A 26,386-nucleotide genomic window follows, 5' to 3' on the forward strand; every position below is an offset into this window, starting at 1 on the left:
AGCATAAATGCGGGTTATTGCCACACAAAAAGAAAGCCACCCTCTGCTAGACCGTTCTACCATTTTGTCATTAATTTTTCCCCCGCATCGCCCGAAAATCACTGAAAAAGCCACCCAACTGCTGCAACAACATCCTTTAACGGTACCTAAATAGCATGCTATTCATTTCCACCTATGCAATAGGCGAGCTTCCCGCTCAATATAGAAAGGAAGTGTGTGTCATTTAAACCTTCCTTGGTGTGTGCGGGTGCCAAACAGCATACTCTGCCCTTGCCGAAACGATGCTGCCAGCCAGCTATTGAGTGTCCGTCGACCGATTCTGAGAATAGGAACACATCTGTTTCTTCAGTTTGACAGGAAACGAAGTAATGTTCATCAATAAAAGAACAAGCAACGGAACCATCATTATATTTATAAGTAACCTCCTGCATATCTGGATGATAAGTAAAGGAGCCTTTTAGCATTTTGATATAGCTGCTGTCAGCTGGATAGCTTGCCATTCCTGTATGCCAGGCAAACCATCCGCCGCCCTGTTCCACATAGGCAACAATTTGATTCATGATCGCTGGTTCCATCCATGTTTCCACTATTTCATCGAGGGGATTCAAACGGTTTTCTTTGTATAAAATAACAGCAGCTGGATCATCATTTAACGCTTTTTCCAGATCTTGATAACGAATATACGAAACTTCTACTGGCAAATTCTTAACAGCAGCTTCCAAACTCTCTTGAATCATATTTTCTTGATGCCAGTAGTCTCCTAATACAGCCACTATTTTTTTCAACTTTCTCCCCCCTTACCAATCTAACCTTTGGCCTTGATAATCTATAAAAATAGGTCCGTCTAACAAAGCCTGTTGAAAAAGTTGCTGCACAATCCCTCTTGCAGAGTCTGCCGCTTCGACGGTTGCCTCTGTGTTAAACCTGCCGAGCATATAGGATCTTACATAACCGGGATGAATAGCCAATACCTTTATCCCAAACCTTTTTAATTGATTTTGTAAAACAACAGATTGCATGTTGAGAGCAGCCTTTGACATTGTATATCCGTACTCTTTTTCACGTTTGCAATCGGTAATGCTTCCGGCTTCAGATGAGATATTGACGAGCAGTTTATTATCACCTCGCATCAATAGTGGTAAAACAGACTGTGAAACTCGCAAAGGACCCAGCGTATTAGTCTCATGCATTCGCCTGATAGCGTCAAAATCAAACCCTTCGAATGCATCTCCATCCTGATCCGTATAGATTCCGGCATTATTGATCAACACATCAAGCCGAGGCGAAATACGTTTAATTTCTTCAGCTGCATGCTGTACAGAAACGTCGCTTGTCACATCAAGCGGCAAGATATAAAGCTGCTTCCCTGCTGTATTCTTAAGTTCTTTTAATTCAGGCCAATCTGGTATATAGCTTCCGGCAAATACCTTAAAGCCTTCATCCACAAATGTTCCTGCCAGTGCAAGTCCAAGGCCTCTGTCACACCCTGTAATATATACTGTTTTCACTAAGGTACCACCCCTTTACCAGCTGTATGCTTCCGGAGCATGCCCTCCTGGACCCGGGAAAATCTCATCCAGCTCTTTCATCGTCTCTGGCGATAATGAAACCTCTACAGCATGTAAAGATTTTTGCAGCTGCTCTCTTGTACGCACACCGATGATTGGAGCTGTCACGATAGGGTTGGCCAATAACCAGGCAAGTGCAACTGAATCTTCTTTTTCTCCAATTTTCTTACATAATGCTGAAAATTTCTCAAGTTTGCTGCGGTTCCTTTCAATCGCTTCATGATTTTTCGCACTTCTTGATCCTTTAGCTGGATCCAGTGCATTTCCGCCCAACAGTCCTCCGTCAAGTGGGCTCCATGGAATGAATCCTAACCCATATCTCTCTGCAGCCGGCAATACCTCTAATTCAGGCAATCTGCCATTTAAGTTGTACCGGTGCTGTTCACTCACCAGCCCAAAGAAATTTCGCGCTTCCGCTTTTGCTTGTCCTTCCGCTATAGCCCATGCAGGAAAATTGCTGGATCCAACATAATCGATCTTACCTTGCTGAACAGCACGCTCAAATGCTGGCCAGATCTCTTCCCACGTAACTCTGCGATCAATATGGTGCATTTGGTACAATTCGATATGGTCTGTCTGCAAGCGACGCAGTGAGCCTTCAAGGTGGCGGCGAATTTTATAGGCTGATAATCCAGGTACATCATTCGGACCATCTAACTCATCGTGCATATCACCATAAACCTTTGTAGCTAGTACTACCTTTTCCCTGCGGCCGCCGCCCTGGGCAAACCAGCGGCCAATGATTTCTTCCGTTTTACCAGCATTCGCTCCCCATCCGTAAATATTTGCTGTATCAAAAAAATTAATACCTGCATCAAGAGCAGCATCCATGATATAAAATGCTTCTTTCTCTTTAGTATCAACCCCAAAATTCATCGTTCCAAGACATAAGCGGCTTACTTTTAACCCGGTACGGCCTAAGTATGTAAATTTCATTTATGACCCTCTCTTCTGCATGTATTTTATATAGAACCATCCTCTATCAGTAAACGCTTTCAAAAAGCTCTACTATTAAATGATAAGCTTCATTATTTGAAATCTGTAGTATTTAAATTTTTAATGAGTTGCAATATTTTAGGTGCCGGTAAAAAAAACGTGCTAGAACCTAAATACAACAGGTCAGGATTAGAACAGGGTTCACAATTTCACCCCTTCACATAAAATGTGAAGAAAATCTTTTACGGGAGGGATAAAATGACCACCATCAGTCTCTGCATGATTGTTAAAAATGAAGAGGAAGTATTGGAGAATTGCCTCAAGAGTGTACAGGAAATCTGTGATGAAATCGTCATTGTGGATACTGGATCGACTGACAGGACGAAGGAAATAGCCAGGAAGTACAGTGATAAAGTGCTCGATTTTGAGTGGATTGACGACTTTTCCGCAGCCCGGAACTTTGCCTTCAGCAATGCCGAGATGGACTATATCCTTTGGCTTGATGCTGATGATATTTTACTGCCGGCCGATCAGCAAAAATTCAAAAAGCTGAAAACTTCTCTTAATTCGGATGTTGATGCTGTCTCCATGATCTATGTCATCCTCAGGGATGAATATGGGAACCCCACTTTCCATTATAGAAGGAACCGCCTGGTGAAGAGGAGCAAGAACTTCAAATGGATCGGTCCCGTACATGAATATCTTGACGTGAGCGGCAATATTCTATCCTCTGATATATCAATAGAGCATAAAAAGGATGAAAAACAATCGACCGGCCAATCTGACAGGAATTTAAGAATATATGAAAACCGGATTAAAAGAGGCGAGGAATTTTCCCCGAGGGATTTATACTATTATGCCAATGAGCTGCGTGACCATAGGCAATATGAAAAAGCGATCATTTACTATCACGAGTTCCTTGGAGGCAAAAAAGGCTGGGTGGAGGACAACATAATAGCATGTATGAACCTGGCTGATTGCCATGCCCATAGAGGAGAAAAAGACGAAGAAATGGAAGCCTTGCTAAAGTCTCTGTCTTTCGATGCACCCCGGCCTGAGCCGTGCTGCCGGATTGGCGATATTTTTAAGGCCAAACAGGATTATCAGACAGCTATTTTTTGGTATACTGCCGCCACAGAGATGAGCAAGGAAACAGCCGGCTTCCAGAACCAGGCTTATTCAACATGGTATCCAAACCTTCAGCTATGCGTATGCCATTGGGAATTAGGTAATGTTGAAAAATCGATTGAACACAATCAGAATGCCAAAACATACCGTCCAGATGACCAGCAGATTTTGTTCAACGAAAAATTTTTCAACGATTTTATGAATAGTAAAAAAGGAAAGAAGTAAGGGCAGCCCTTACTTCTTTTTATAATTCCAACAAAAATCATGTTCATGCCTATAACGATTCACTGCCTGCCGCTGTCAACCGTCTTCTTCAATCCCTCTTTCAAAGAAAACTTAGGCTCCCAGCCTAGCTTTTTATGGGCCAATTGGTTATTCAGACAGCTATGGAGGATATCGCCGGTCCGGAATTTTTCATGGATGGGTGCCAGCTTGGTATTCAATAAAAGATTGATTTCCTCCACGAGCGAGTTAATGGTCATTTCTTGATTACTGCTTATATTGAATACGCCGCGGCACTCCTTTTCCAAAGCAGCGATATTAGCGGCAGCAACGTCTTCTACATAAATAAAGTCCCTGGTTTGTTCTCCATTCCCAAAGATGACAGGCGGTTCATTGTTGATCATTTTTTTTATAAAAATCGAAACGACACCCCCTTCCCCCTCTGCATCCTGCCTGGCTCCATAAACATTCGCATAGCGCAGGATCGTATAATCAATATCATATTGCTGGGAATAAAGGGAGATATACATTTCTGGAGTGTATTTCGAAATGCCATAGTTTGATAGAGGTTTAACAGGATGGCGTTCGTCCACAGGCAAATAGACGGGGTTCCCATACACTGCTGCCGATGAGGAGTAAATCAATTTACAATTGTGTTTTTTACATAGCTCTAAAATTTTTAGCGTTCCCAAAATATTGACCTCAGCGTCCAGCGTGGAGTTTTCGATTGATTTCTGGACATTGATCTGTGCTGCAAGATGGATGACTGCATCTGGCCTTTCCTTTTCAAAAATAGTCACTAAACCGTCATTCAGTATATTCAAAGAATAAAACGCGGCTCCTGGATGCAGGAAATCCTGCTTTCCTGAAGAAAGATTATCCACTACTACTATTTCATAACCTTTGTTAACAAGTGCATCCACAACATGTGAGCCGATAAAACCAGCACCTCCTACCACCAATACCTTCATTACCTTCTCCCTTCGCAGCTTTAGTTTATTGTTTTCTTTTTAACTTATGTTCGTTTTCAAGCCATTGTTCGGGCTTCATTTATGGACCATTCATTTAGTGCCGAAAGTACTTGAAGAAATAGATCAATATGAATTTGATGCTGCCTTTGTGTCCGCTGGAATACCAGCAAACCTAATATGTGTTGACATAGCCAAAAGGGGTAAAGTGGCCATAGATCTTGCCATCTATTAGATTGGTATATAGAAGGAAGGAAAAGAATCAGACAAAATTAAAAAGTAGGGAGTTAAGGAGATTAGTGTAGTTCTAGCTGTTTATAACAGTGAACATTTTATTGGCGAGGCGATCTAGAGTATTTTAAACCAGACGGTAGCCGACTTAGAATTGATCATTATAAATGATGGATCCACAGATCGAAGTGAAGATGTCATCCTGGCTTTTCAGGATCCACCGATTCGGTAGTATAAGCAAGAAATAAAAGGCCAAAAATATCATTGACCACCGTGTGAATAGATATAAATAACCCTCTAAAATTTTTTAGAGGGTTATTTATATTAAGGTTCAACTTTATAGAAAAACTCTGAAGAACCAGTTGCCTCACCTAATAATTTTATTGCTTCAGCTGAAAACGGGTCTTGTAGTTCCTTTTCCCCTGCCAATATGCTTAATTTATAAAAATCGGCGTTGTGTGGATATTCTTTAATGTAATCCTTTAATTTTCTCCTCGCTTCTTGTTTCCTTTGCAGCCTGATTAATGTTAATACAATCCATCTTGCCCAGACCGCTTTATCATTTGACGGATCCCCATTATATAACTCGGTAAATTCCTCTAATGCCTGATCATATTGCTTCTTCAAAAATGATTGAAAACCTTTTAAATTATACAAATGCAGCTTCCTTAATGGCCACACTGGACAATAGCATTCTTCAACCATTCCTTCATCGCTGTTTTTCCTTATTGCGACTACTTCCCACCTCGCTATTTGAGGAACTTTATCAATAGAATAAATAACAGGAACCCTTATAATATCCGCATTCGTTACAAGGAGCATTTTTTTCAACTTCAAATAATCTTCCTTATATAAACAATCGTTTTCTCTTATGGCTATATCCCAATCCTTTAATGTGCATTTAGATAAAACTTGTTGCCGGGCAATGCTTCTATAATACTCCAGAATATCCTGAATAATCGTTTTCCAGTTATATTGATTCGCTGTAGCTAATCCATTCGTTATCAAACTCTCTTTTAGGCATGCATGTGAAAACACTTCTTTTATTTTTTCAGCCATATCAACAGGATCCTTCATATTACAAATCAAGGCATTTTGTTTGTGAACAGCATACTCCAGTGAACCTGTATTATTCGTTGTAACAACAGGACAACAACAGGCCATTGCCTCAAGGGGTGGCAATGGAAAATTCTCGTATGTTGACCCACAAACATATATAGCAGCACCTCTATATAGGCTGCCTATCTTTTGTTGCCTTGGGTTGACAAATACCCTCGTGACCCGGCTTCTTAACTTTTCAGAGGGCTCTTCCGGTGTGATCCAATACAGATCAATCTCAAAATCCTCTTTTACTTTTTCATATGCATCAATGATATCAGGAATACCTTTAAAAGCTGCACTTTCTCCCCCAACCATCAATAAGTATGGACGTTCTCCCAACTCTTTTTCTCCATTTACACAAAATACACTTTCATCTACTGCATTCGGAAAAACCTGAGCTTCCCTTCCATATACCTTTGTAATCAAACCTGCTGCCTGGTGTGAAACAGTAAAAACAACAGGAGGAACTTCATATTGTTTTTGAATAAAGTTTTTTAATGTTAAATTAATTGAATGATAGTCAAATAGATGAAAATCGCCCTGCTCAAAATAAACAACAGGTGCAATACCTGTTTCGATACACGCCTGAATGTGATCCCAGTAAGTAGCTACGATGACATCACAATTAGGGATTCCTTTTGCTAGTTCAAGGTCAAATGGAACTTGGATATAATTTGTTTCAATCGGAAACCAGGACGGCTTTTGATAATGTGAAACAAGTGTTACTTGAGCACCAGCCTCTTGTAATTTGTTCGCATGTTCAAATATTACTTTTACACCACCACAAATTCCTACATGGGTCATTGCATAGACAATATGGAGCTGGTCTTTTCGTTTTCTTCTTCGTGGAGTTAGCAGTTGCTGTTCAGCCCTCCGAAGACGTGCCAGACGTTTATTGAATTCATTTGTTCTTAGCGTTTGAATCATATCTTCACCTTCTAACAATGTTCATATTGATACATTATGTATCAATATGTTTAATGGAACGAAAACAGAATATTGATGGATGTATATAAGAATGAAAAAGGCTGTTCCTATGAGATTTACTCATAGTACAGCCTAGTTCTTGTTTATGGTGTTGGCGGTGGGACAATCAGGTTTGGATTTATATCTGACAGAGCTGCTATGCGGCAAGTTGAGAGTACTCTGACATCGTTGCCACTCTGGATCTTGACTAATCCTTCTTCAATTTCAAGAATGGAGAAGTTCTGTAAGTTACCAAAGTCGCCAGAACCCTCGGTAAAGAAGTCTGCAGTTGCAGGTCTTGCCTGGATCATCTCTAAAATATCCCGTGTTGCTTGTTCACAGCAGTCACAGAAGCCACTGTCTTCATCTTCAGATGGAGGTAATGGTGTTGTGAATAATGGAGAATCAGTGTCTCCTCCTAGCCCAACAATCTTACAAATCGGTATTGCTGCATCCCCATTATTGACAATCACATAATCACCAACAACTCTGTTGATGGTTGCATTAGTGAAGCCACCTTGGGCGCTTTGTAAGGTCGTCGCAATATCAATGTTTGTGGAGCCTTCTAATAGAGTCAGATATTCTCTCATTGGATCTACACAGCAATCACATTCAGTTGCAGGCATTGGCCCTGTTGCTCCGGTTGCTCCTGTTGGTCCTGTTGGTCCTGTTGGTCCTGTCGCTCCGGTCGCTCCAGTTGCTCCTGTTGCTCCTGTTGCTCCTGTTGGCCCGGTTGGCCCTGTTGCTCCAGTTGCTCCTGTCGCTCCAGTTGCTCCGGTCGGCCCTGTTGGCCCAGTCGCTCCGGTTGGTCCTGTCGCTCCAGTTGCTCCCGTTGCTCCCGTTGCTCCGGTTGCTCCGGTTGGTCCTGTCGCTCCTGTTGCTCCGGTCGGCCCGGTTGGCCCAGTCGGTCCGGTTGCTCCGGTTGCTCCTGTCGCTCCAGTCGGCCCGGTTGGTCCGGTTGCCCCTGTTGCTCCGGTCGCTCCTGTTGCTCCTGTCGGCCCGGTTGGCCCTGTTGGTCCTGTCGCTCCTGTTGGTCCTGTCGCTCCGGTTGCTCCGGTTGGCCCGGTTGCTCCCGTTGGTCCTGTTGGTCCTGTTGCTCCTGTCGCTCCGGTTGCTCCCGTTGCTCCGGTTGCTCCTGTTGGCCCTGTTGGTCCTGTCGCTCCGGTTGCTCCTGTCGGCCCAGTTGCTCCTGTTGGCCCTGTTGGTCCTGTCGCTCCGGTTGCTCCGGTTGCTCCAGTTGCTCCCGTTGGCCCAGTCGGTCCTGTCGCTCCGGTTGCTCCCGTTGCTCCGGTTGCTCCGGTTGCTCCGGTTGCTCCTGTCGCTCCAGTCGCTCCAGTTGCTCCGGTCGGACCGGTTGGCCCAGTCGGTCCGGTTGGTCCGGTTGGTCCTGTTGCTCCAGTCGGCCCGGTTGGTCCGGTTGCCCCTGTTGCTCCCGTTGCACCGGTTGCTCCTGTTGCTCCTGTCGCTCCGGTTGCTCCGGTTGCTCCTGTCGGCCCCGTTGGTCCGGTTGCTCCGGTCGCTCCAGTTGCTCCGGTCGGCCCTGTTGGCCCAGTCGGTCCGGTCGCTCCTGTCGGCCCAGTTGCTCCTGTCGCTCCCGTTGGTCCCGTTGGTCCTGTTGGTCCTGTTGGCCCAGTTGGCCCAGTCGGTCCCGGTGCTCCTCCACCAATTGGAACTTGTTGTTTTTGAAGCAGCTTAATTGTAAACTTGACGAGCATCTTTTCCACGATGTTCCTAAAGGTTCCTTCAAATATCGCCCCATCTTGTAGAGGCACCCTGTCTGTTGCTTCATCGTACTCAACAATACTGCTGGAGACCAAATCACAGTATGGAAGTTCATTATAGTGTTGGATACTCGTTTGATGATATTGTGAAAGGTCGCTCGTTAGCAGCTCATCTTTTTCAGGAAAGCCTTCCGATAAAGGTTCAGTGACCAAGAAATCAAATTCCCTGCGCTGGTTTAACCGAACCTCTACTGGACGAGTTATGAACTCCCTAATTGTAGTGGCACACTCAAATGGCACTTTCACGGTAAAAGATCGGATATTTGAGTCTATACACTTCCCCTTCCATCCCGTTGGTGCAGCTGCGTATCTGATATTTTTTTCTACATATCCTTTAATGAATAGCTGATTGGTTGGAACCAGAAGGCGACATTGAACAAGGACTACTCGTTTTTTTATATCCTTGATTTCCAGTACATCTTCCGGAAATGTAATATCAGCTTTAACCGAGGTACTTACTTCAATTTCAGCTAAGACTACAGGTACCTTGCTTATCCTTGCATCAAAATTCACGTCTGGTGCTACGTTTCTGTTTGAACAATTACTAATACTTGCCGGAAAATCCTTATTGTGATTCTCTTTATCTCTCAATAATCTCACTCCCTTTTTTTGTATTGAGAACACAATATCTTATGGATATTTCTATACAGAGGATTGGACTATTTATATAAAAGACAGAATCGTCGGGGAAAATCCACATATGCCTTCTTTGGATACAAAAAAGCCTTATCCAACAAAGGATAAGGCTTTCATAGTTATTCAAGTACAACTCATATAACAGCTTCAAACCTGTGCAGAATTTATGTGGCTGCACCAGGGTGTTCCAGTAATCTCATTTATTGCTGGCAATTGGGACAGAAGTAAGTTTTCCGTGAAGAGATTTCTTTTTTTAATATGGAAGCATTGCAGCGAGAACATTCTTTTCCTTCTCTGTCATAAACATAAAATTGGTAGCCTCCTGTTTTTCCATCTCCTTTATATAGCGGATTTTCCATATAACCACCTTGTTCAATTCCTCGATTAAGGATAAACTGAATCGAATGATATAGCCGTGATAATTGTTGATCGTCAAGATCATTGATTTTTTTATCAGGACGAATCTCTGCATGCCAAAGAATCTCATCAGAATATCCATTCCCTATTCCAGCCAGCACTTCTTGATTGATTAATGTTGTTTTAATTGTTCCTCTTCTTTTTTGCATTAGTCGATGAAAGGCGTTCAATGTAAAATCAGGATCAAGCACTTCAGGTCCCAGTTTTCCAAACTCTTCCTGGACCTCTTCACGTGATAAAAGATGGAGGTAGCCCAATCGCAGTCCAATGAAAAATAAATGTTGTTCCCCGAATGATAGCTTTACTTGAATTGTCCTGTTTGGCCTATCTTCCTCTTTGCCAAAAAACATCCATCCGCCAAGCATCAGGTGCAATAATAAACATTTTCCATCCTGCAATTGAAAAATTAAATATTTCGCTCTTCTGGTAACCGTTTTTATGGCTTGATTTGAAACTTGCGCAGTAAACCTGTCAACTGGTACGTTAATAGACTTTTCCCGCCCAATCTCAGCACCCGAAATCTTTTGCCCACCGATCAATGACCCCAGTAAAGTTTTATATGTTTCCATCTCTGGCAATTCAGGCATCATTTTGTCCCCCAATTTTACAATTTATTTTTACAGTATTTCCTACTGTTGAATTATTATAAATTCTTAGTTCTGCGTAAAAGATAGCTCCGAGTATTAAAAAAATCCCCCGAACATTAGTCCGAGGGTAAATAAAACAATATATTCTGCTGAATTAACAGCAATAGTCATAAGGATGCAGCGGGGGGCAAGCTGGGTAAATCCATTTGGCTTCATAGGAAGAAGCCTTCCAGTGCCATGCACCTAACGCAGCGGCACATGCATCGATAGAATGGCTTTCTGCTTCTATTTCAATAGGTATTTGTGTAAGCCCCTGCTCCGCAAGCCAATTTCGAATATAACTTCTAGCTGATTGTTCTTGTTTGTAAGCCAACACATATTCAATATTTTGTTTGGACAGTCTCGATCCAATCACTGCCCCTGGATGGACTTCTACTAGAGAAATGGAATAGGCGGCGTTTAAATTCTCTATTTCTCTACTAAGTTTTATTCCTCTTAATGTTAAGTACACCATTCTATTTAAGGTTGGCGGCATGATTGACCCGGATTTCATCCCTAAATTCACAATAAACTTTCTTAGTTCCCGGTCACTCTTTCTATCTCCTCCACCGTCTTCATAAGATAAAGGTGCATCAATTCCGATAACGACCTCATCTAATTGACTTTGCTCAAAAACCTCTCGCAATATGTCCTGATCACTTAAATTATTTGCCCACTTAATAAGTTGCAGATGTCTTCCCTCTTGTTTAAAAATAGTAAGGACTGTATCCTTATGATTTCTTGGCCCTGATAAATCGATTCCGATTACTCTCATATAACCTCCCTCACTTCCATATTACAGGCTGTATAAACAATTCCCGATTTAGCTTAATGAACATTCAGCAAGGTTATTCGCGTATTCAATTTGATTACATGTATATTTACACTAGAATACTTTTAAAAGTTCTTCAAAACTCTTAACCTTCTTATCATATTCACTTACTTGGCCAAATCCATATTCAGCATAAATAAAGGGAATATTAGCAAATCTAGCTGCTTCTAAATCACCTTGTGTGTCACCCACATAGACTGGATTTAATAAGTTATTTCTCTGAATAACCAAATTAATATTTTCACCTTTTGACAGACCGGTTCTACCTGGGTTTTCGAAGTCTAAAAAATACTTATCAAGCCTCTGAGACTTGTAAAAAGCTTCTATGTAACCATCTTGACAGTTACTGACGATGTATAGTTTGTATTTTTGAAAAAGCTCCTTTAGCACATTCTCTACATTGTAAAAAAGAACCCCTCCATTCTTTTCTAAGATAGATTGTTCTGCTTCGCAACAATCTATTATTAATTTTTGACGTTCTTTATCATTTAAGGCAGGAAAGAGTTTCTTACTTATTTCATTCATCTGTAAACCCATCGTACCTTCAAAATCTTTCCGGGTTAATTCACTATTTATGAGATTACTTTTTCTTATAACGTTATTCCAAGCACTAAGTACAGTGTCTATCGGATCCCAGATGGTTCCATCTAAATCAAAAATGATACTATCCAATTCATTTCACTCCCGTTCAAACTAATTTTTTGCAACTTACTTTTTCTTCTCTTGCCATTTCAAGTTTTCATATTTGCTAACTCTAGGTCCAGAATAATATATCTATAACGCTGTATTGCGTAATAAAAGTGGTCTGAAAAAGTCCACTTGCCTACTAAGCTGTTATTAGATCTAATGATCATATGGCAAAGTATAATTATTCTAATAGGATTATAGATGTTTGCATTTTGCAGCTTTTTCACACTCTATTAACAAGGCAGTTATAGCATCCTGGTTTAGCGTTAAGGATGTGAATATATTCTACTTCTTTGTTATCAAAAATTTCATCTATATTTTCTCTCAAATTCACACCTTCTGTAACCCTTGCTTCTACAATCATTGAGTAAGTATTGTAGCCACGTACAGAAAGATACCTATGATGTAACATATCCGGAATTTCATTTACATCTAGCTTTGCGGTAGTTGCTCCCTTTCGTATAAATATAGGCCCACTTGCTTTATAAGGCGAATTAACACAATGATATTGGTAATTCAGTAAGATTACCTCTTCTCCTACCTCTGCATCCTTCAAACTTACCCTGCAGGGATATCCAGGCTCCCGATACTTTTTAATCCTCCTTCATTCATTAAAAATAGGTTATTAAATTCCTTCTCTTGTAACGCAACGATTTGAAAGTTATTTCTCATATTCTATCCCCCTTTAATTTTAAAGCTTATTTAGTTGTTATGAAGCATTTCTTGAAATAACTATCTTACAGACTCTTCAATCTGTATTCTTTTGGGGTTAAACCAGTTCTCTCTTTAAAAATTTTGTAAAAGTTAGACATGCTTTTAACCCCTGCTTTTAGGGCAACTTCAGTAATTTCTATGTCTGTATGTGTCAAGAGCCTGGCTGCTTCTTCCATTCTTAACTCAATAATATATTCAGATATGGTCATACCATAATAATGTTTAAATAATCTTGCTAGATGATTATTGCTCACACCAAGTTTCTGGGCTATTTCTTTACGGTTAAGAGGCTTATTATAACTGTTAATAATTATTTCTTTTGCCCTTTCTATTAATTCTTTATTAGGTTCATAAGTTGTTTCATTTAGATCAGGCCTACACATTTTGCATGGCCTAAATCCATCTTTTAGCGCATCCTCTATATTATCAAAGAAAATGGTGTTCTTTTCCAAAGGTGTCTTGGCCTTACAGGAAGGTCTGCAAAAGATCCCCGTTGTTATGACTGCATAATAAAACAACCCATCATAATAATTATTACAGGTACTAACTGCTTTCCATTTTTCTTCATTTTTAATAGACCTTCACCTCTCTATCTTCGCTTCTATAGTTATTATATATTTCCTTGTTCTAAAATTTCTTCCTGTATTTCACCAACATATTCTCTCTCGAGTAACCTTCCTCTTCTAACTATGTATTTTTTAAAAATTCTATCGCAAATATTTTCTCCAAAACAAAATTCCCCCAAACCAACGGTCTGAGGGAACATAAAACACACTTTAATTTTTAATTAAAAGCTTAAAACCTTTGATACCAAGCTATTTTAACTCTATTAGCGCAACACACTCGACATGTGTCGTCTGCGGAAACATATCAACTGGCTGTAATTCAACTGTCTTGTACCCGCCATCCTCAAGGATTCGTAAATCTCTTGCCAGGGTGGCCGGGTTACATGATACGTACACAACCTTCTTCGGTTTCATATCAATGATGGTTTGCAGCAGCGCTTCGTCACAGCCTTTTCGCGGCGGGTCGACGACCAACACATCGGCGCTGTTTCCTTCTTCATACCATGCCGGGATGACTTTTTCGGCTTCTCCGACTGCGAATTCTGAATTGGTGATTCCATTCAGTTCGGCGTTTCTTTTTGCGTCTTCGATGGCTTCGGGGACGATTTCGACTCCGAATACCTTCTTTGCTTTTTGCGCTAAAAATAACGAGATTGTGCCGATGCCGCAGTAGGCGTCAATAACGGACTCTTCGCCTGTCAGCTCTGCGTATTCGAGTGCTTTGTCGTAGAGAACCTTTGTCTGTTCAGGGTTGACCTGATAGAACGAACGAGCGGAAATCGCGAACTTGATGTCACCGATATAGTCATAGATGACTTCGCTTCTCCAGAGGACTTCGGTTTTATCTCCCATGATGACATTCGTTTTCTTCGAGTTAATATTATGGACGATTGATTTTACCTTAGGCAGCCTTGCGACGATTTCATCAATCAGCTTATTTTGCTGTGGAATCTCATTCGTCCTGGTCACAATCACAACCATCAGCTCACCGGTTTGTCTACCATAACGGGCCATGATGTGGCGAAGCACACCTTTATGTTTTTCCTCATTATAAGGCTGAATGCCCAGCTCGCTGGCGATTTCTTTTACCGCCTTGATTGCCTCGTTAATTTCCTGGAGATGCAGCAGGCTTTCATCCGTATCGACGATTTCGTGGCTGCGCGGCTTGAAAAAGCCAGCAATCAGCTTGCCATCCTTCTCGCCAACAGGTACCTGGGCTTTGTTCCGGTAATGCCAAGGGTTGTCCATTCCAAGAATCGGGTGCACCACAACATCCTCAAGCTTGCCGATCCTTGCCAGCACCTGCTTCACCTGGTTTTCCTTATACTTTAGCTGACCCTCATAGCTAATATGCTGCAGCTGGCAGCCACCGTATTTATGGGCATCCTCTGCAGGACACTCAACACGGAAGGTGCTTCTTTCAAGAATCTCCATCAGGCGGCCAAAGCCGTAACCCTTGTTCACCTTGGTCACTTTGATGTTTGCCTTTTCGCCAGGGAGTCCGCCCTGGACAAAAATCGGGTAGCCATCAACCTTGGCCACACCCGCTCCGTCATGCGTCAAATCCTCAAACACTACATCTATAAAATCATTCTTTTTAACCGGTATCGTTTTGCTCATCATTTCCGTCCTTTGCTGTGAATTAGCTAAGTCAGATTTTATCATATTGAATGGGGGATTGCGAAACTCATCAACCTGTTTTCAAAATACTGAAGCAAAACGACCGAGCCGCTTTGCTCCCTTTTCGAAAAATATTACCAACCCTGTGGTCGATACCCTCCGGACCACGGTGCAGACTGGTACCCATATCCGCCAATGCCCGGTGTTCCCTGGTAACCATAAGCTCCGTAACTGGGAGAACCCTGGAATCCATATCCTGGACCTCCCTGGTAGCCATATCCCGGGCCTCCCTGAAAGCCATACCCTGGGCCTCCCTGGTAACCATAGCCTCCGAATCCCGGACCTCCTTGATAACCATACCCTCCAAAACCAGCTCCTCCTGGATATCCATAACCTGGACCATTAAGCAATTGTCCTCCCAGATAACCTATCCCAGCCCCTAATAAACCAGCAGCCAGGGTTCCGGCAGCACCAGTTTCGTAGGATCTGGAATCATGCAAATAAGGCATATTATGTGAATACATATACATGTAAATTGTCCCCTCTCAATAAGTGTGTTTATTATGTCCCTCTAACACCCTATGTGAGAATGGGCAAATGGTTTGGGTAACCCGCCTATACTGCATGAAATTGGGCAGCCATTTACGCTGCGTTTAGGTAAACTACCATCTCTTCATTCCAATATATGAATAGGATATTTGTTAAAGGGGGGTGATGGGCATGAAGGAAATCGAACTTAAAATAAAAGAACTAGAGATGAAAATCGAGGAATTGGAAAGCCTGCAGGAAAACTTCCAGGTAACAATCCAGAGCCAGCTGGACAACAATGATGTACGAACTTTAATGAATCAAATCTTAAACGAAAAAGACTTTGTCACAACACCGGACATGGAAAAAAGCTTAAGCAAAAGCCAGGTACAATTAATTAAATGGATTGTCGGAACGGGAATCAGTACAATTTCGATTGTTGTTGGTTTATTTGAATTCCTAAAATAAAAAAGCGGAGGTAAAGGTCCATCCGCTTTCTGAACATCTATTTTTACTGTACAGAGAATTCCTTCGTCACTTCGTATTTCTTCCCGTCTTTAGGAGTCATCCACGCAGTGAGGACATATTCGCCTTTTTCAAGCGACAATTCATGGAGATCCATTTCATATGTCAGCGAATCCCCCTGGCTCAACTTCTCTTCTCCCAATATCTGTAAAAAGGCCGCAACGCTTGAGAACAGAAAAACCTCTTTGCCATCCTTCGTTTTCACCGAATAATCGTATCTTTGCGAACTCGTAAATTCAAGAGTCACTTCTTCCTCCGTCTGATTCTTCACTTCATATTGAAAAATCAACGGGCTTTCCTCTGTCAAACTTGCAGCCATTTCTCCCGCCACGATTCCGGCACCTCCTTTATCTTCATCATTATTCGAAACCTTGTTCCCCGTCCCACAACCCGTGATCAGCAGTCCAAGCAGCAATATCATCCATAGCTTTTTCATCTTCCGAACCTCCTGTTGAATAAACTCTTTATCTATTTGTCAGGAGAACTGTTCAAAAGGTTACATAAATAGATAAACTAAATCACCCATTTTCAAACTAAAGGGGGAAGTGCCTGTTAGCCCTCCCCCTTCACTTTATGCTCTTTTATACTTTTTATCAAAATATTGCTGCAGGCCGCTGCTTGTCATCGAGAAAGCCAATATGGTTATCCCAATGGCAACGGTACCGGTAATCGGCAGCCATGGGTGCGACCAGATATGGCGGGTAATCTTCGCGAAGTAGGTTGGCCAAGCGTTAGATGCATTCATCGCCTGATATCCTCCACCGAGCTGGGAAACGAATTCGACGCTCAAAAAGATTTCCACGATTCCGAGCTGGCCGATAAGAAAAAGGGTTCTCCCTAGGTCGGAGAAAAACTGGACAATGAAAAACGGCCTTAGCGGCGGCCAATAATAATTTCTCAGCATGGTCAAAGCCGATGAACCTGAGACAATTCCGGCCTCCACATAAGGTTTCTTCGAGATGTCGACCATACCCTGGTAAAAGATATCGGCAACCCTGCCTGCTTCAATTAAAGCGAGCACAAGCATGATCCATAGAAATCGGTTACTCGAAAAAGTAATGAATGGTGTGCCAATAATCAAGATCACAAAGAAAATCGGCGGCATAAATGAGAACAATCGATTCCACATGATCAGTATTCGACGGAATAATTTCATATAAAAACTTGCCATCGCAAGCGGAATCGCAATAAGATAACGAATCAGGACAATTGCGAGTATCGTTAACAGCGTTTCTTTCGTACCCAAAAGCACCCTGCTCAATAAATCTTTGCCATTCGCATCAGAGCCGATTGGGAAATCAGCAGACGGTGCGAACGGCGGAAGCTCGAATCCTCCGCCTTCTTTTTGCCTCATCACGGTTTCTTTTAATGAGGTGTCAACGAACGGAAGGTATGGTGCTATAAGGACAATAACCAACAGAAAAGACAAGATCGTCAGGCCAAATAGTAATGATTTATTCATGATTCATCTCCTGTGAAGCCGGAGTGACAAGACTTTTAAAAATCTGTGTGACCAGATTCGAAACCAGAATGATTGAGGCAAAGAAGACCGTATAACCGACTGCCGAAATACCGTCCACCATGATTTCCAGCCCAATCCTGAAGCCTGTGCCCCTCAGCACCGCGTCAAACAGGCCGTCCGCGGCTCCCTGGAAATCCATCAATTTTTCAACAATAAACAGGTTCGATAATACATAGAGTGTGATTGTATTTCCATGCGCCAAAATTCTCGGAAACGAATTTTTCAAGATATGCAGGAATAATATTTTGAAACCGGGAGTCCCTTTTGACTTAGCGGTCCGGATGTAATCATTCCCCGCCTGTTCCTGTAGACTCACATTGGTGATATTCGCAAGGTAGAAAACAGGATAAATCAGCAAAAAAAGAATCCCAACTACATAGGTTTCCAGCTTTTCGCTTCCATATAACGTTACATGGAAAAACAAACCTTTTTCATATAAAAACATCAGGCCAATCTGGACGATGATGATGAAAAAGAGGTCCGGCATCGAAATGAACAGCCACGTCGTTCCATTGCCAAGAAAATTCAGCTTTCTTTTTTGCATCCTGAAATCAAAGATTCCTTTCAAAACGCCTAAAATATAGGCCAAAATCAGGGTCGGAACAATTAAAAGCAAGCTCTTCCACGCCTTGTCCGCAATCCGATTCGCATAAGACTGGCCCGGGACAAACTCCCCGAGGTCAGGGTTTTCCTTTATATAAGCAAAGAAACCCGTGATATTTTTCATATGGGTGTCCAATTCATAATCGTAGCTCGCGGATTTGAACTGTCCGCCTTGCCCCGTCTCAAAATTTGTCTTAGCCGGCAAAAACAATATCCCAATAAACAAAAATACGCAGATGACCCATAAAACAAACTGCTCGATTGCCTTTTTAAAATAAACCATGAAGCCTCCTGGTGGACGATATTTTATTGAACTAATAAGCTGCACTGATCAAACAACAAACTACTTTTCTCTCAATCTCCCAAACCCTCATAATGGAGGCCTTCATCCGGCAATTGAGCATCCGGTATTCCTACGCTTATCTGCTTGATTCCTTCATCATTGACAGAATAGGAGTAACTCCAACCCGGTTCATTGGGGAACCTGACTTCCAGATGATATGGGTTGTAGCTCCGGCTCGTTCGGTAACTTATCTGGAACTCCTCACCTGGATACCTCTCTTCCAGGTAATCAGTCAGCTGTTCCGTTTTGATTCCGCGATGGTAGTCGATCCAAAGCGGCCGGACCGAAAAGAAAGCGAGCTCTGCGACAATTACAATCAGGATAATCTTTATCGCAGTATTTCTCTTTTTTCCGGGCAAAAAATAACCAACACCTAATATCAGCAAGATGAAACCCAAGGCCGACAATATCTCAATAACTGTAATCGGATGCATCCTAACACCAGCCTTTTTTGACACTAGTTATATTTTACCATTTTTAATTTTTCAGAAAAGTATTATTTAAAAGTTTTTATATCTCTCCATACCTTCTGACTGCTCTTACGACCACCTTACTTAAATATTCTGGTATTGGAGGTCTATAGAACTCTTTTAATGACCACCTTGGGCTGTTTTTCCGCTCCGATGGTCTTTAGAACCCTTATAATGACCACCTCAGGCTTTTTTTCCGGCTTCGATGGTCTTTAGAACCCTCATAATGACTACCTTAGGCTGTTTTTCCGGCTTCGATGGTCTTTAGAACCCTTATAATGACCACCTCAGGCTTTTTTTCCGGCTGCGATGGTCTTTAAAACCCTTATAATGACCACCTTGGGCTTTTTTTTCCGGCTTCGATGGTCTTTAGAACCTCTATAAAGACAACCTTGGGCTTTTTTTCCGGCTCCGATGGTCTTTAGAAACTCTATAAAGACAACCCAGTGCTATTTTCCAGGCTTCGATGGTCTTTAGAACCCTTATAATGACCACCTCAGGCTTTTTTTCCGGCTCCGATTGTCTTTAGAACCTCTATAAAGACAACTCGCTGCTATTTGCCAGGCTGCGATGGTCTTTAGAACTCTTATAATGACCACCTCAGGCTTTTTTTCCGGCTTCGATGGTCTTTAGAACCTCTATAAAGACAACCTTTCGCTATTTTTCCGGCTCCGATGGTCTTTAGAACCTTTATAATGACCACCTCAGGCTTTTTTTCCGGCTCCGATGGTCTTTAGGGTCCCACAACGGCCACTTACCTCAGAATTTTCAGCTTAGATGGTCATAATCGTTCAGAGGTATTAAAAAAAACGAAGCCCGCGGGCTTCGTCTCTTCTTAATGGACCTTCTTTTTCGACATATACAGAAATGCCTTGATCATAAAATAGCTGACTTCATCAGGCAGCAGTTCCTTGATTGGCTTGAGCCTGTCGCGGCCGGCTTCTGCGACGGCCTTTTCAAGGTCATCGATATGCCGAGCAGGGATCAGCACCCCATAATCAACTTCCATTCCCTGCTGGATGCACTGGATCAGGTGATTTTCGACCGTGCTTTCGACCAGCTCGCGCTTCGCGGCAATCTCGGCTACGGACAGTTTCTCCTGATGGAGCTTGTAGGTTTCAAGATGAGAATCCCCGACGGCTTTTTTCGCCGGTTTCCCCACTGGTTCTGCAACGGCATTCATCACTGGCTGGCGCTCAGGATGCTCCTCGCAGAACTCGATAATCTTTTGTATGAACGGAGCACCATATTTCTGCAGCTTGTGTTCCCCGACACCAGCCACATTGAGAAACTCAGCATCCGTCAGCGGCAGCTTCAGGCACATATCCTTCAATGAGGAATCAGAGAAGATCATAAACGGCGGCACCTTTTCCGCAGCGGCAACCTCCCTGCGCATTTCACGCAGTTCTTCAAACAACGGATCATCATTTGAAACCTGCTTGACCTTGATGGCTTCCTTCCTGAAAACCTTTGTCTTGCCGAGCAAAACATCCTTCCCTTTCTCCGGCACATAAATCGTCGGGTAGGTCCCATGCTCGACGCCGATCAGCTCCTGGGAAATCAGGAACTCAATCAGGTCATTGACCTGCTTGGCATTCCGATCCTTCATCAAGCCATACGTCGGCAATTTATCAAGCCGGAACTCGAGGACCTTTTTATTCCTGGAGCCGGTCAAAACATTGGCCGTCATTGCTTTACCGTATTTCTGTCCCATCCGGATGATGCAAGACAGCACCATCTGAGCATCCTTCGTGACATCCTCCGTATCACGAGCATCCGTACAATTGCCGCAGCGTCCGCACGGCTCCGTCTCTGTCTCGCCAAAATAGTGAAGAATGTAGGATTGCAGGCATTCCTCGGTATGGCAGTAACCGACCATTTGCTGCAATTTTTCCAGCTCAGGCCCTATTCGTTCGCGATCGGGGGACTGGTCAATCAAAAAGCGCTGAACCTGGACATCCTGCGACGAATAAAGCACGGTACATTCGCTGTCCAGTCCATCACGACCGGCACGGCCGGCCTCCTGATAGTAACTCTCCATATTCTTCGGCAGCTGGAAGTGGAGGACATATCTGATATTGCTTTTATCGATGCCCATTCCGAATGCCGATGTCGCAACCATCACGGTCGCTTCATCCTGCAAAAATCGTTCCTGTTCTCTGTTGCGGTCTTCATCGTTCATGCCCGCGTGGTAGCGTGCCGCATCGAAACCTTCTTTCTGCAGCCATTCATACAACTGGTCGACAATCTTCCTTGTCGCCGCATAAATGATGCCAGCTTCCTTTTCATTCTTTTTGATAAAATCCCTTAAATACGCCTGGCGATCCTGCCCTTTTACTACAGAAAAACTGAGATTGCTGCGCTCAAACCCGGTAATCACCGTATTCTCAGGGTTTATTTTTAACGAAGCACAAATGTCTTCCCGTACTTTAGGTGTTGCTGTTGCCGTCAAGGCAAGAACAATCGGCTTTCTCGGCAAACGGTCAGCAAGTCCCGAAATCTGCAGATAGCTTGGGCGGAAATCATGTCCCCACTGGGAAATACAGTGTGCTTCATCGACGGCGATTAGCGGGATTTCCATGTCCTGCAGGTCATCGATGAACTCCCAGGACCCCAGCCGCTCGGGCGCGATGTACAATAGCTTGTACTTTCCGTTCCTGGCGTCATCCATTCGAGCGGCAGCTTCACCCGCAGTCAGCGAGCTATTGATATATGTTGCCGGAATGCCAAGCTGGGTGAGCGTATCGACCTGGTCCTTCATCAGGGAGATCAGCGGAGAAATGACGATGGTTGTCCCAGGCAGCACGAGCGCCGGGATTTGATAGACGATCGATTTACCTCCTCCAGTCGGCATGACGCAGACCGTGTTTTTTCCTTCAAGCACAGATGAAATCGCCTGTTCCTGCCCCAAGCGGAATGAGGAATAACCAAAATGATTTTGCAATAATTCATGAGCTTTTTGCAGCATAACGAGGTGGCTCCTTTCAGTGAGAAAATGTGGGGGAAATAGAGGGTTACTCTTTCATTTTAACAGATAAACCTTCTAGAACGACAGCAAAAATGCCATGCTTCAAAAAAGCATGGCACCGTCTATTCTGCAATCAACAATGTTTCTGCATTTTTATTGCGAGGCAGCACGATACGGATGAGTGTGCCTTCCCCAGGCTGGCTTTCAATATCGATGCTGCCTTGGTGAAGGTCGATGATCCGTTTGCAGGTGAGCAAACCCAATCCGGTGCCCTTTTCCTTCGTTGAATAAAAAGGTTCAAACAATCGCTTCAACCGGGATTCTGGTATTCCGCAGCCCTTATCACGAATGGTGACCATGACCGATTCCCCAACCACTTCATCAAGCCTTACGCTGATAAAATGGCCATTATCATCCGTCGCTTCAATCGCATTCTGGAGAAGGTTAATCAACACCTGCTTCATCTGGTTCCGGTCACAATTCAAAATGATTTCCCTATCAACTTCAAAATCAACTTTTATACTTTTAAGGTTGGCCTGGGGTTCCATGAAGTGAATGCAATCGGAAACCAGCTTACTAAAATTTACATATTGAAAATGAACATTCTCATTCGGTTTGGCAATGAACATGAACTCATTGACGATTTGATTGATTCGGTCCATTTCATCCAGCATGATATCGAGGTAAGGAATCAACTTTTGATCTGCAACGCTTTCTTTGACGATTTTAGCAAAACCTTTTAGCGAGGTGAGCGGATTCCTGATTTCATGCGCAATCCCTGCTGCCAGTTCTCCAACTACAGAGAGCTTCTCCATTTGCTGCGCCTGCTTCTCCCTCGTTTTTTCGCTGGTTATATCTATCGCTGTCCCGATGACCTCAACCGTCTCTCCATTTATTTGGATTGGATTCAGAACCGCCAAATAATAAATGCCTCCAAGGTTGCCTTCATAGTTGACTTGCTCCCCATTCCAGGCCTTTTCGTAAAAAATCTCTTTGCGTTTTACCTGGTCAGCCGGCAAAAATTCGATCAACGTTTTTCCGATTATAAGGTCTGAGTAAAGACCGATCTTTTCTATGAGCTTCCCTTCAATAAAAGTATGGATGAATTGGTTGTCTTTTTTGATGAATTTAAATATAAAGCCTGTTTCCCTAGGTATGAACTGTTCATAATCTACACCGATATACTTGTCATTCACACGGCAGCACCCCTAGAAAAGATTCGTACCCTAATAATTCTTTATCACTAGGGGAAATCCTCTAAAAAAACAGTGAAATAGTGAAGGATTAGAACTAATATTTATCAATTGTCACTCCAAGTACCGATGCCCTGATAAAATCCAGCGTCCTGAAACGCTGCAATTCTTCCGGGGTCCCGGTAACGACTGCACCGCTGATCAAAAGTTCACCATTTTGGGCATTAGCCTTGATCGCTTTCAGGGCTTTTTTTGCAGAAGAGCTTGATTGGCTTGCTCCTTCTAAGGCGCCAATATACCCTGGGCCATTACTTGCTGAATAAGGATAAGCTTCTGTCACTTCAAATCCAAAAGCATTGCCTCCGCCCTTTACTTTTAAGCTGTCATCGTCTAATTCATCATTCATCCTTGCCCTTTGTGATTCAGACGTCGTATCCACCCATAACCAATTGACATTTTCATGCCCAAGAGTTTTGCTCAGCTGATCCAATGTCATCGGCTCCTTGAAAGACAGGGCAACCTCAACAAGCATATTCTGATCCAAACTTGCAGCAAGATCCAATTCCTTTGGCAAAAATTCATATGACAGGCCCGGATAATAGAAATCAATCTTCCGTTCATTATTAAAATCATTATAACGGACCGTCCTTTTCGCTTCTTCGTCCATGCCATTCGTTGCCACCATTCCGCTGCCGCGGTGGATGATTTGGGTCCGCCCGAAAAGAGGGATTTTTTTAGTTGTTTTATCCCAGACAATCTGCCTGCCACCAATTGTTTTATAATAAGTTGTTTCCCCTAAGACGCTGAAGAGATTATGAATATAATAAGTGTTTTCCCCAGTAATATTTGCGCCCTTCACCATGCGTTGCATGAAGTTCCGGTTGTCCCGCAGTTTTTTATTCATGAGATAATCACTGCCTATAAATACCACAGTCAACAATAACGCCGACGCAAGGAATGCAATGACTGTGTACCTAATGGTCTGCTTCAGTCTCGATTTCCTTAATGCTCTCTGCATGGAAGGACTGCTCATAAAGTCAATATCCTGCGAGGTTTTTTCTCTGTTATTCTCTGTCATAGTCTGCCTCCTTTAATACCTTAGCTAACCGCTGCCTGGCCCTGAACAAATTAGTTTTGACGGAACTCATACTAACGCCCAATAATTGCGCTATTTCCTGGTAGGAAAGCCCGCTCTGATATTTCAATAATAATAACTCCTGGTATTGGGGCTTTAACTGGCCCAGCGATTCTCCAAGCTCACTTGCGCTTTCCTTTGTTAAAATGGCTGCTTCAGGCTGTTCGTCACTATTGGACGTGTGCTGATCATTCTCCAAAGTAAGCTCAATGCGTCTAAGCTTCCGGCATTGGTCATAATGAAAATTCAAGGCGACACGAATCAGCCAGCTGCGGGTTTTTGCCGGCTGGATCGAATCACTATAAAGCAAATATTTATATGCGGTTTCCTGAACAATATCTTCTGCATCGACATGGGCAATTCCCTGCTTCAGCAGATACCGATACACAATGTTCAGCTCATTATTAAGATCTTGATTTACATCTCCCATACCGACCTCCCGCTTACATAACGTTTATCCTATTGAAAAGTTAACACATTTGGACAAGGTTTTTGTTTATTTTTCCAATAAAAAATGAACCTGGATTAGGTTCATTTGTGCTTCAATAATATCCACGCAATATAAAAAACTGCTTCCCCCTAAGGAAAGCAGCCCATTCTATTCCGTCTTCTCTCCAGTCATCTCCATGACCTTCTCTTTCACTTCTTCTATATTGCGCATTTTGTTGTCCCAGCATTTCTGGCTGAGGTCGACTGGATATTCTTCGGGATTGAGCATACGTGTGTATTCTTCCCAGAGAACGCCGAGGCAGTATTTAGAATGCTTTCGGACTTCTTCCAGGCTCGGCTGGGTGTACACAAGCTTGCCCTCCTTGAAAATATCGTGATGCAGATCCCGCGCGTCGAAATTGGTGACGAATTTGCTGACAAAAGTATGGACCGGGTGGAACATCTTCAGGCGCTTTTCCTGCTGCGGATCTTCACCTTCAAGCGTGATGTAATCCCCTTCAGAGCGATTATTGGCTTTGTTGATGATCCTGTATACATTTTTAATGCCCGGCGTCGTCACTTTTTCGGGGTTGGAAGAAATCTTGATGGTGTCCTCCATCGTTCCGTCACCCTGCTCGACTGAGACGATTTTATATACAGCACCTAGGGCAGCCTGTTCATAGGCAGTAATCAGCTTTGTTCCGACTCCCCAAGTATCGATTTTCGCACCCTGAGCTTTCAAGTTCATGATTGTATACTCATCCAGATCGCTGGATGCTACGATTTTAGCATCCTTAAAACCTACTTCATCAAGCATTTTACGAGCTTCCTTTGAAAGGTAGGCAAGGTCGCCGCTGTCGAGACGGATGCCGACGAAATTGATTTTATCGCCGAATTCCTTTGCCACTTTTATTGCGTTTGGCACTCCGGATCTCAGCGTATCATACGTATCGACAAGGAAAACGCAGTCCCTGTGCGTCTCTGCGTATTTTTTAAAAGCGGTGTAGTCATCTCTGTACGCCTGTACCATTGAGTGTGCATGCGTTCCGGAAATCGGGATTCCGAACAGCTTGCCAGCACGCACGTTGCTTGTGGAATCAAAGCCTCCAACATACGCGGCGCGTGTGCCCCACAGTGCTGCATCCATTTCATGCGCACGGCGGCTGCCGAACTCCATCGCGATTTCGTTCTTTACAACCTGTTTGATCCTTGATGCCTTGGTCGCAATTAGTGTCTGATAGTTCACAATATTAAGCAGCGCCGTTTCAATCAATTGCGCTTGAACCAGGGGTGCATCCACTCTGACCAGGGGCTCATTGGCAAAAACAATCTCGCCCTCCTGCATCGCACGGATTGATCCTGTAAAACGCAAATCTTTTAAAAAGGCAAGAAAATCCTCATCGAACTTTCCTTCTTCTCTTAAGTATTGAATATCATCTTCCGTAAAGCCAAAGTTCTCGATATAGCTGATGATTTTTTCTAGCCCGGCAAAAACGGCATAGCCATTGCCGAAAGGAAGCTTCCGGAAAAATAAATCAAAGACTGCGCGGCGATTGTGAACGCCATCGCGCCAGTATGTTTCCATCATATTCAATTGGTATAAGTCCGTATGCAGCATCAAGCTGTCATCTGTGAATTTAGTGCTCATCAAAAAACCTCCAAATTTACTGC

General features: G+C 43.1%; 24 protein-coding genes and 3 pseudogenes. 4 read left to right on the plus strand and 23 right to left on the minus strand.

Annotation, left to right across the window (positions count from 1 at the left end; genetic code table 11):
• Positions 1-158: 158 nt before the first annotated feature.
• The 3 genes from J7E37_RS11690 to J7E37_RS11700 are packed head-to-tail and all read right to left on the minus strand — an operon-like array spanning position 159 to position 2,504.
• Positions 159-785 carry a ThuA domain-containing protein gene (locus tag J7E37_RS11690; protein ID WP_215024062.1) on the minus strand — a complete coding sequence of 209 codons (627 nt, stop codon included), beginning with the start codon at positions 783-785 and terminating at the stop codon, positions 159-161.
• A 12-nt stretch (positions 786-797) separates the two neighbouring features.
• Positions 798-1,508, minus strand: coding sequence for an SDR family NAD(P)-dependent oxidoreductase (locus tag J7E37_RS11695; RefSeq protein ID WP_215024064.1), 711 nt, complete (start codon positions 1,506-1,508; stop codon positions 798-800).
• Positions 1,509-1,523: 15 nt separating this feature from the next.
• On the minus strand, positions 1,524-2,504 hold the full coding sequence (locus tag J7E37_RS11700; protein WP_215024066.1) for an aldo/keto reductase: 981 nt from the start codon (positions 2,502-2,504) through the stop codon (positions 1,524-1,526).
• 258 nt (positions 2,505-2,762) lie between these two features.
• On the opposite strand from J7E37_RS11700, the gene J7E37_RS11705 reads away from it, so the two are divergent.
• Complete coding sequence (locus tag J7E37_RS11705) at positions 2,763-3,857, plus strand: tetratricopeptide repeat-containing glycosyltransferase family 2 protein (protein ID WP_215024068.1); 1,095 nt, start codon at positions 2,763-2,765, stop codon at positions 3,855-3,857.
• Between the two features lie 59 nt (positions 3,858-3,916).
• On the opposite strand, the gene J7E37_RS11710 is transcribed toward J7E37_RS11705, so the two are convergent.
• A complete protein-coding gene (locus J7E37_RS11710; protein ID WP_215024070.1) occupies positions 3,917-4,825 on the minus strand; it encodes an NAD-dependent epimerase/dehydratase family protein in 909 nt (302 codons plus the stop codon).
• A 46-nt stretch (positions 4,826-4,871) separates the two neighbouring features.
• Here J7E37_RS11710 and J7E37_RS22595 point away from each other — a divergent pair, with 46 nt between their 5' ends.
• Both J7E37_RS22595 and J7E37_RS22085 read left to right on the plus strand, forming a co-directional pair.
• A complete protein-coding gene (locus J7E37_RS22595; RefSeq protein ID WP_483297208.1) occupies positions 4,872-5,057 on the plus strand; it encodes a GT-D fold domain-containing protein in 186 nt (61 codons plus the stop codon).
• Positions 5,058-5,177: 120 nt separating this feature from the next.
• Positions 5,178-5,285 carry a glycosyltransferase gene (locus J7E37_RS22085; protein ID WP_353050014.1) on the plus strand — a complete coding sequence of 36 codons (108 nt, stop codon included), beginning with the start codon at positions 5,178-5,180 and terminating at the stop codon, positions 5,283-5,285.
• Positions 5,286-5,377: 92 nt separating this feature from the next.
• On the opposite strand, the gene J7E37_RS11720 is transcribed toward J7E37_RS22085, so the two are convergent.
• From J7E37_RS11720 to J7E37_RS11760, 10 genes and pseudogenes are all read right to left on the minus strand, one after another.
• Positions 5,378-6,580 carry a glycosyltransferase gene (locus J7E37_RS11720; RefSeq protein WP_215024072.1) on the minus strand — a complete coding sequence of 401 codons (1,203 nt, stop codon included), beginning with the start codon at positions 6,578-6,580 and terminating at the stop codon, positions 5,378-5,380.
• 1,631 nt (positions 6,581-8,211) lie between these two features.
• Positions 8,212-8,538: pseudogene (locus tag J7E37_RS22600) on the minus strand (hypothetical protein); the annotation flags it as partial.
• A 306-nt stretch (positions 8,539-8,844) separates the two neighbouring features.
• Positions 8,845-9,525 (minus strand): annotated as a pseudogene (locus J7E37_RS22605) (CsxC family protein); the annotation flags it as partial.
• A gap of 212 nt (positions 9,526-9,737) precedes the next feature.
• Positions 9,738-10,541 (minus strand): bifunctional DNA-formamidopyrimidine glycosylase/DNA-(apurinic or apyrimidinic site) lyase, encoded by an 804-nt coding sequence (gene mutM / locus J7E37_RS11730; RefSeq protein WP_215024170.1) that lies wholly within the window; start codon positions 10,539-10,541, stop codon positions 9,738-9,740.
• Between the two features lie 154 nt (positions 10,542-10,695).
• Positions 10,696-11,355, minus strand: a complete 660-nt coding sequence (locus tag J7E37_RS11735; protein ID WP_215024076.1) for a DUF429 domain-containing protein — start codon at positions 11,353-11,355, stop codon at positions 10,696-10,698.
• 111 nt (positions 11,356-11,466) lie between these two features.
• Positions 11,467-12,084: an HAD family hydrolase gene (locus tag J7E37_RS11740; RefSeq protein WP_215024078.1), complete on the minus strand. Its 618-nt coding sequence runs from the start codon at positions 12,082-12,084 to the stop codon at positions 11,467-11,469.
• A gap of 238 nt (positions 12,085-12,322) precedes the next feature.
• A pseudogene (locus J7E37_RS11745) lies at positions 12,323-12,771 on the minus strand (DUF1203 domain-containing protein).
• Between the two features lie 65 nt (positions 12,772-12,836).
• Entirely contained in the window at positions 12,837-13,388 is a 552-nt protein-coding gene (locus J7E37_RS11750) for a bifunctional transcriptional activator/DNA repair enzyme AdaA (protein WP_353050015.1), read from the minus strand.
• A 240-nt stretch (positions 13,389-13,628) separates the two neighbouring features.
• Positions 13,629-14,999, minus strand: coding sequence for a 23S rRNA (uracil(1939)-C(5))-methyltransferase RlmD (gene rlmD / locus J7E37_RS11755; RefSeq protein WP_215024080.1), 1,371 nt, complete (start codon positions 14,997-14,999; stop codon positions 13,629-13,631).
• 134 nt (positions 15,000-15,133) lie between these two features.
• Positions 15,134-15,529 (minus strand): hypothetical protein, encoded by a 396-nt coding sequence (locus J7E37_RS11760; RefSeq protein ID WP_214782396.1) that lies wholly within the window; start codon positions 15,527-15,529, stop codon positions 15,134-15,136.
• Positions 15,530-15,719: 190 nt separating this feature from the next.
• Here J7E37_RS11760 and J7E37_RS11765 point away from each other — a divergent pair, with 190 nt between their 5' ends.
• Complete coding sequence (locus J7E37_RS11765; RefSeq protein ID WP_215024082.1) at positions 15,720-15,995, plus strand: hypothetical protein; 276 nt, start codon at positions 15,720-15,722, stop codon at positions 15,993-15,995.
• 43 nt (positions 15,996-16,038) lie between these two features.
• Here the strand turns inward: J7E37_RS11765 and J7E37_RS11770 are convergent, their stop codons facing one another.
• The 9 genes from J7E37_RS11770 to J7E37_RS11810 form a co-directional block, all read right to left on the minus strand.
• Positions 16,039-16,488, minus strand: coding sequence for a BsuPI-related putative proteinase inhibitor (locus tag J7E37_RS11770; protein ID WP_215024084.1), 450 nt, complete (start codon positions 16,486-16,488; stop codon positions 16,039-16,041).
• 135 nt (positions 16,489-16,623) lie between these two features.
• Positions 16,624-17,514, minus strand: coding sequence for an ABC transporter permease subunit (locus J7E37_RS11775; RefSeq protein ID WP_215024085.1), 891 nt, complete (start codon positions 17,512-17,514; stop codon positions 16,624-16,626).
• Entirely contained in the window at positions 17,507-18,460 is a 954-nt protein-coding gene (locus J7E37_RS11780) for an ABC transporter permease subunit (RefSeq protein ID WP_215024087.1), read from the minus strand. The genes J7E37_RS11775 and J7E37_RS11780 overlap by 8 nt, the downstream gene beginning before the upstream one ends.
• A gap of 71 nt (positions 18,461-18,531) precedes the next feature.
• On the minus strand, positions 18,532-18,954 hold the full coding sequence (locus tag J7E37_RS11785; protein ID WP_215024089.1) for a hypothetical protein: 423 nt from the start codon (positions 18,952-18,954) through the stop codon (positions 18,532-18,534).
• Positions 18,955-19,825: 871 nt separating this feature from the next.
• Positions 19,826-21,958, minus strand: coding sequence for a DNA helicase RecQ (gene recQ / locus J7E37_RS11790; protein ID WP_215024091.1), 2,133 nt, complete (start codon positions 21,956-21,958; stop codon positions 19,826-19,828).
• 122 nt (positions 21,959-22,080) lie between these two features.
• On the minus strand, positions 22,081-23,154 hold the full coding sequence (locus J7E37_RS22490) for an ATP-binding protein (RefSeq protein WP_214782382.1): 1,074 nt from the start codon (positions 23,152-23,154) through the stop codon (positions 22,081-22,083).
• A gap of 94 nt (positions 23,155-23,248) precedes the next feature.
• Positions 23,249-24,229: an anti sigma factor C-terminal domain-containing protein gene (locus tag J7E37_RS11800; RefSeq protein WP_215024093.1), complete on the minus strand. Its 981-nt coding sequence runs from the start codon at positions 24,227-24,229 to the stop codon at positions 23,249-23,251.
• Positions 24,216-24,716, minus strand: a complete 501-nt coding sequence (locus J7E37_RS11805) for an RNA polymerase sigma factor (RefSeq protein WP_215024095.1) — start codon at positions 24,714-24,716, stop codon at positions 24,216-24,218. The genes J7E37_RS11800 and J7E37_RS11805 overlap by 14 nt, the downstream gene beginning before the upstream one ends.
• A gap of 168 nt (positions 24,717-24,884) precedes the next feature.
• A complete protein-coding gene (locus J7E37_RS11810; RefSeq protein WP_215024097.1) occupies positions 24,885-26,363 on the minus strand; it encodes a nicotinate phosphoribosyltransferase in 1,479 nt (492 codons plus the stop codon).
• Between the last annotated feature and the right edge of the window lie 23 nt (positions 26,364-26,386).

The sequence above is a fragment of the Bacillus sp. ISL-39 genome (assembly GCF_018613295.1).
Classification (GTDB): domain Bacteria; phylum Bacillota; class Bacilli; order Bacillales; family Cytobacillaceae; genus Mesobacillus.

What these genes read in the sequence shown, in the direction of transcription:
- J7E37_RS11700 (WP_215024066.1), bottom strand. Translation starts at nt 2,504, where the DNA reads ATGAAATTTACATACTTAGGCCGTACCGGGTTAAAAGTAAGCCGCTTA.
- J7E37_RS11705 (WP_215024068.1), top strand. Translation starts at nt 2,763, where the DNA reads ATGACCACCATCAGTCTCTGCATGATTGTTAAAAATGAAGAGGAAGTA.
- J7E37_RS11710 (WP_215024070.1), bottom strand. Translation starts at nt 4,825, where the DNA reads ATGAAGGTATTGGTGGTAGGAGGTGCTGGTTTTATCGGCTCACATGTT.
- J7E37_RS22595 (WP_483297208.1), top strand. Translation starts at nt 4,872, where the DNA reads ATGTTCGTTTTCAAGCCATTGTTCGGGCTTCATTTATGGACCATTCAT.
- mutM (WP_215024170.1), bottom strand. Translation starts at nt 10,541, where the DNA reads ATGCCTGAATTGCCAGAGATGGAAACATATAAAACTTTACTGGGGTCA.
- J7E37_RS11735 (WP_215024076.1), bottom strand. Translation starts at nt 11,355, where the DNA reads ATGAGAGTAATCGGAATCGATTTATCAGGGCCAAGAAATCATAAGGAT.
- rlmD (WP_215024080.1), bottom strand. Translation starts at nt 14,999, where the DNA reads ATGAGCAAAACGATACCGGTTAAAAAGAATGATTTTATAGATGTAGTG.
- J7E37_RS11760 (WP_214782396.1), bottom strand. Translation starts at nt 15,529, where the DNA reads ATGTATATGTATTCACATAATATGCCTTATTTGCATGATTCCAGATCC.
- J7E37_RS11765 (WP_215024082.1), top strand. Translation starts at nt 15,720, where the DNA reads ATGAAGGAAATCGAACTTAAAATAAAAGAACTAGAGATGAAAATCGAG.
- J7E37_RS11770 (WP_215024084.1), bottom strand. Translation starts at nt 16,488, where the DNA reads ATGAAAAAGCTATGGATGATATTGCTGCTTGGACTGCTGATCACGGGT.
- J7E37_RS11775 (WP_215024085.1), bottom strand. Translation starts at nt 17,514, where the DNA reads ATGAATAAATCATTACTATTTGGCCTGACGATCTTGTCTTTTCTGTTG.
- J7E37_RS11780 (WP_215024087.1), bottom strand. Translation starts at nt 18,460, where the DNA reads ATGGTTTATTTTAAAAAGGCAATCGAGCAGTTTGTTTTATGGGTCATC.
- J7E37_RS11785 (WP_215024089.1), bottom strand. Translation starts at nt 18,954, where the DNA reads ATGCATCCGATTACAGTTATTGAGATATTGTCGGCCTTGGGTTTCATC.
- recQ (WP_215024091.1), bottom strand. Translation starts at nt 21,958, where the DNA reads ATGCTGCAAAAAGCTCATGAATTATTGCAAAATCATTTTGGTTATTCC.
- J7E37_RS11800 (WP_215024093.1), bottom strand. Translation starts at nt 24,229, where the DNA reads ATGACAGAGAATAACAGAGAAAAAACCTCGCAGGATATTGACTTTATG.
- J7E37_RS11805 (WP_215024095.1), bottom strand. Translation starts at nt 24,716, where the DNA reads ATGGGAGATGTAAATCAAGATCTTAATAATGAGCTGAACATTGTGTAT.
- J7E37_RS11810 (WP_215024097.1), bottom strand. Translation starts at nt 26,363, where the DNA reads ATGAGCACTAAATTCACAGATGACAGCTTGATGCTGCATACGGACTTA.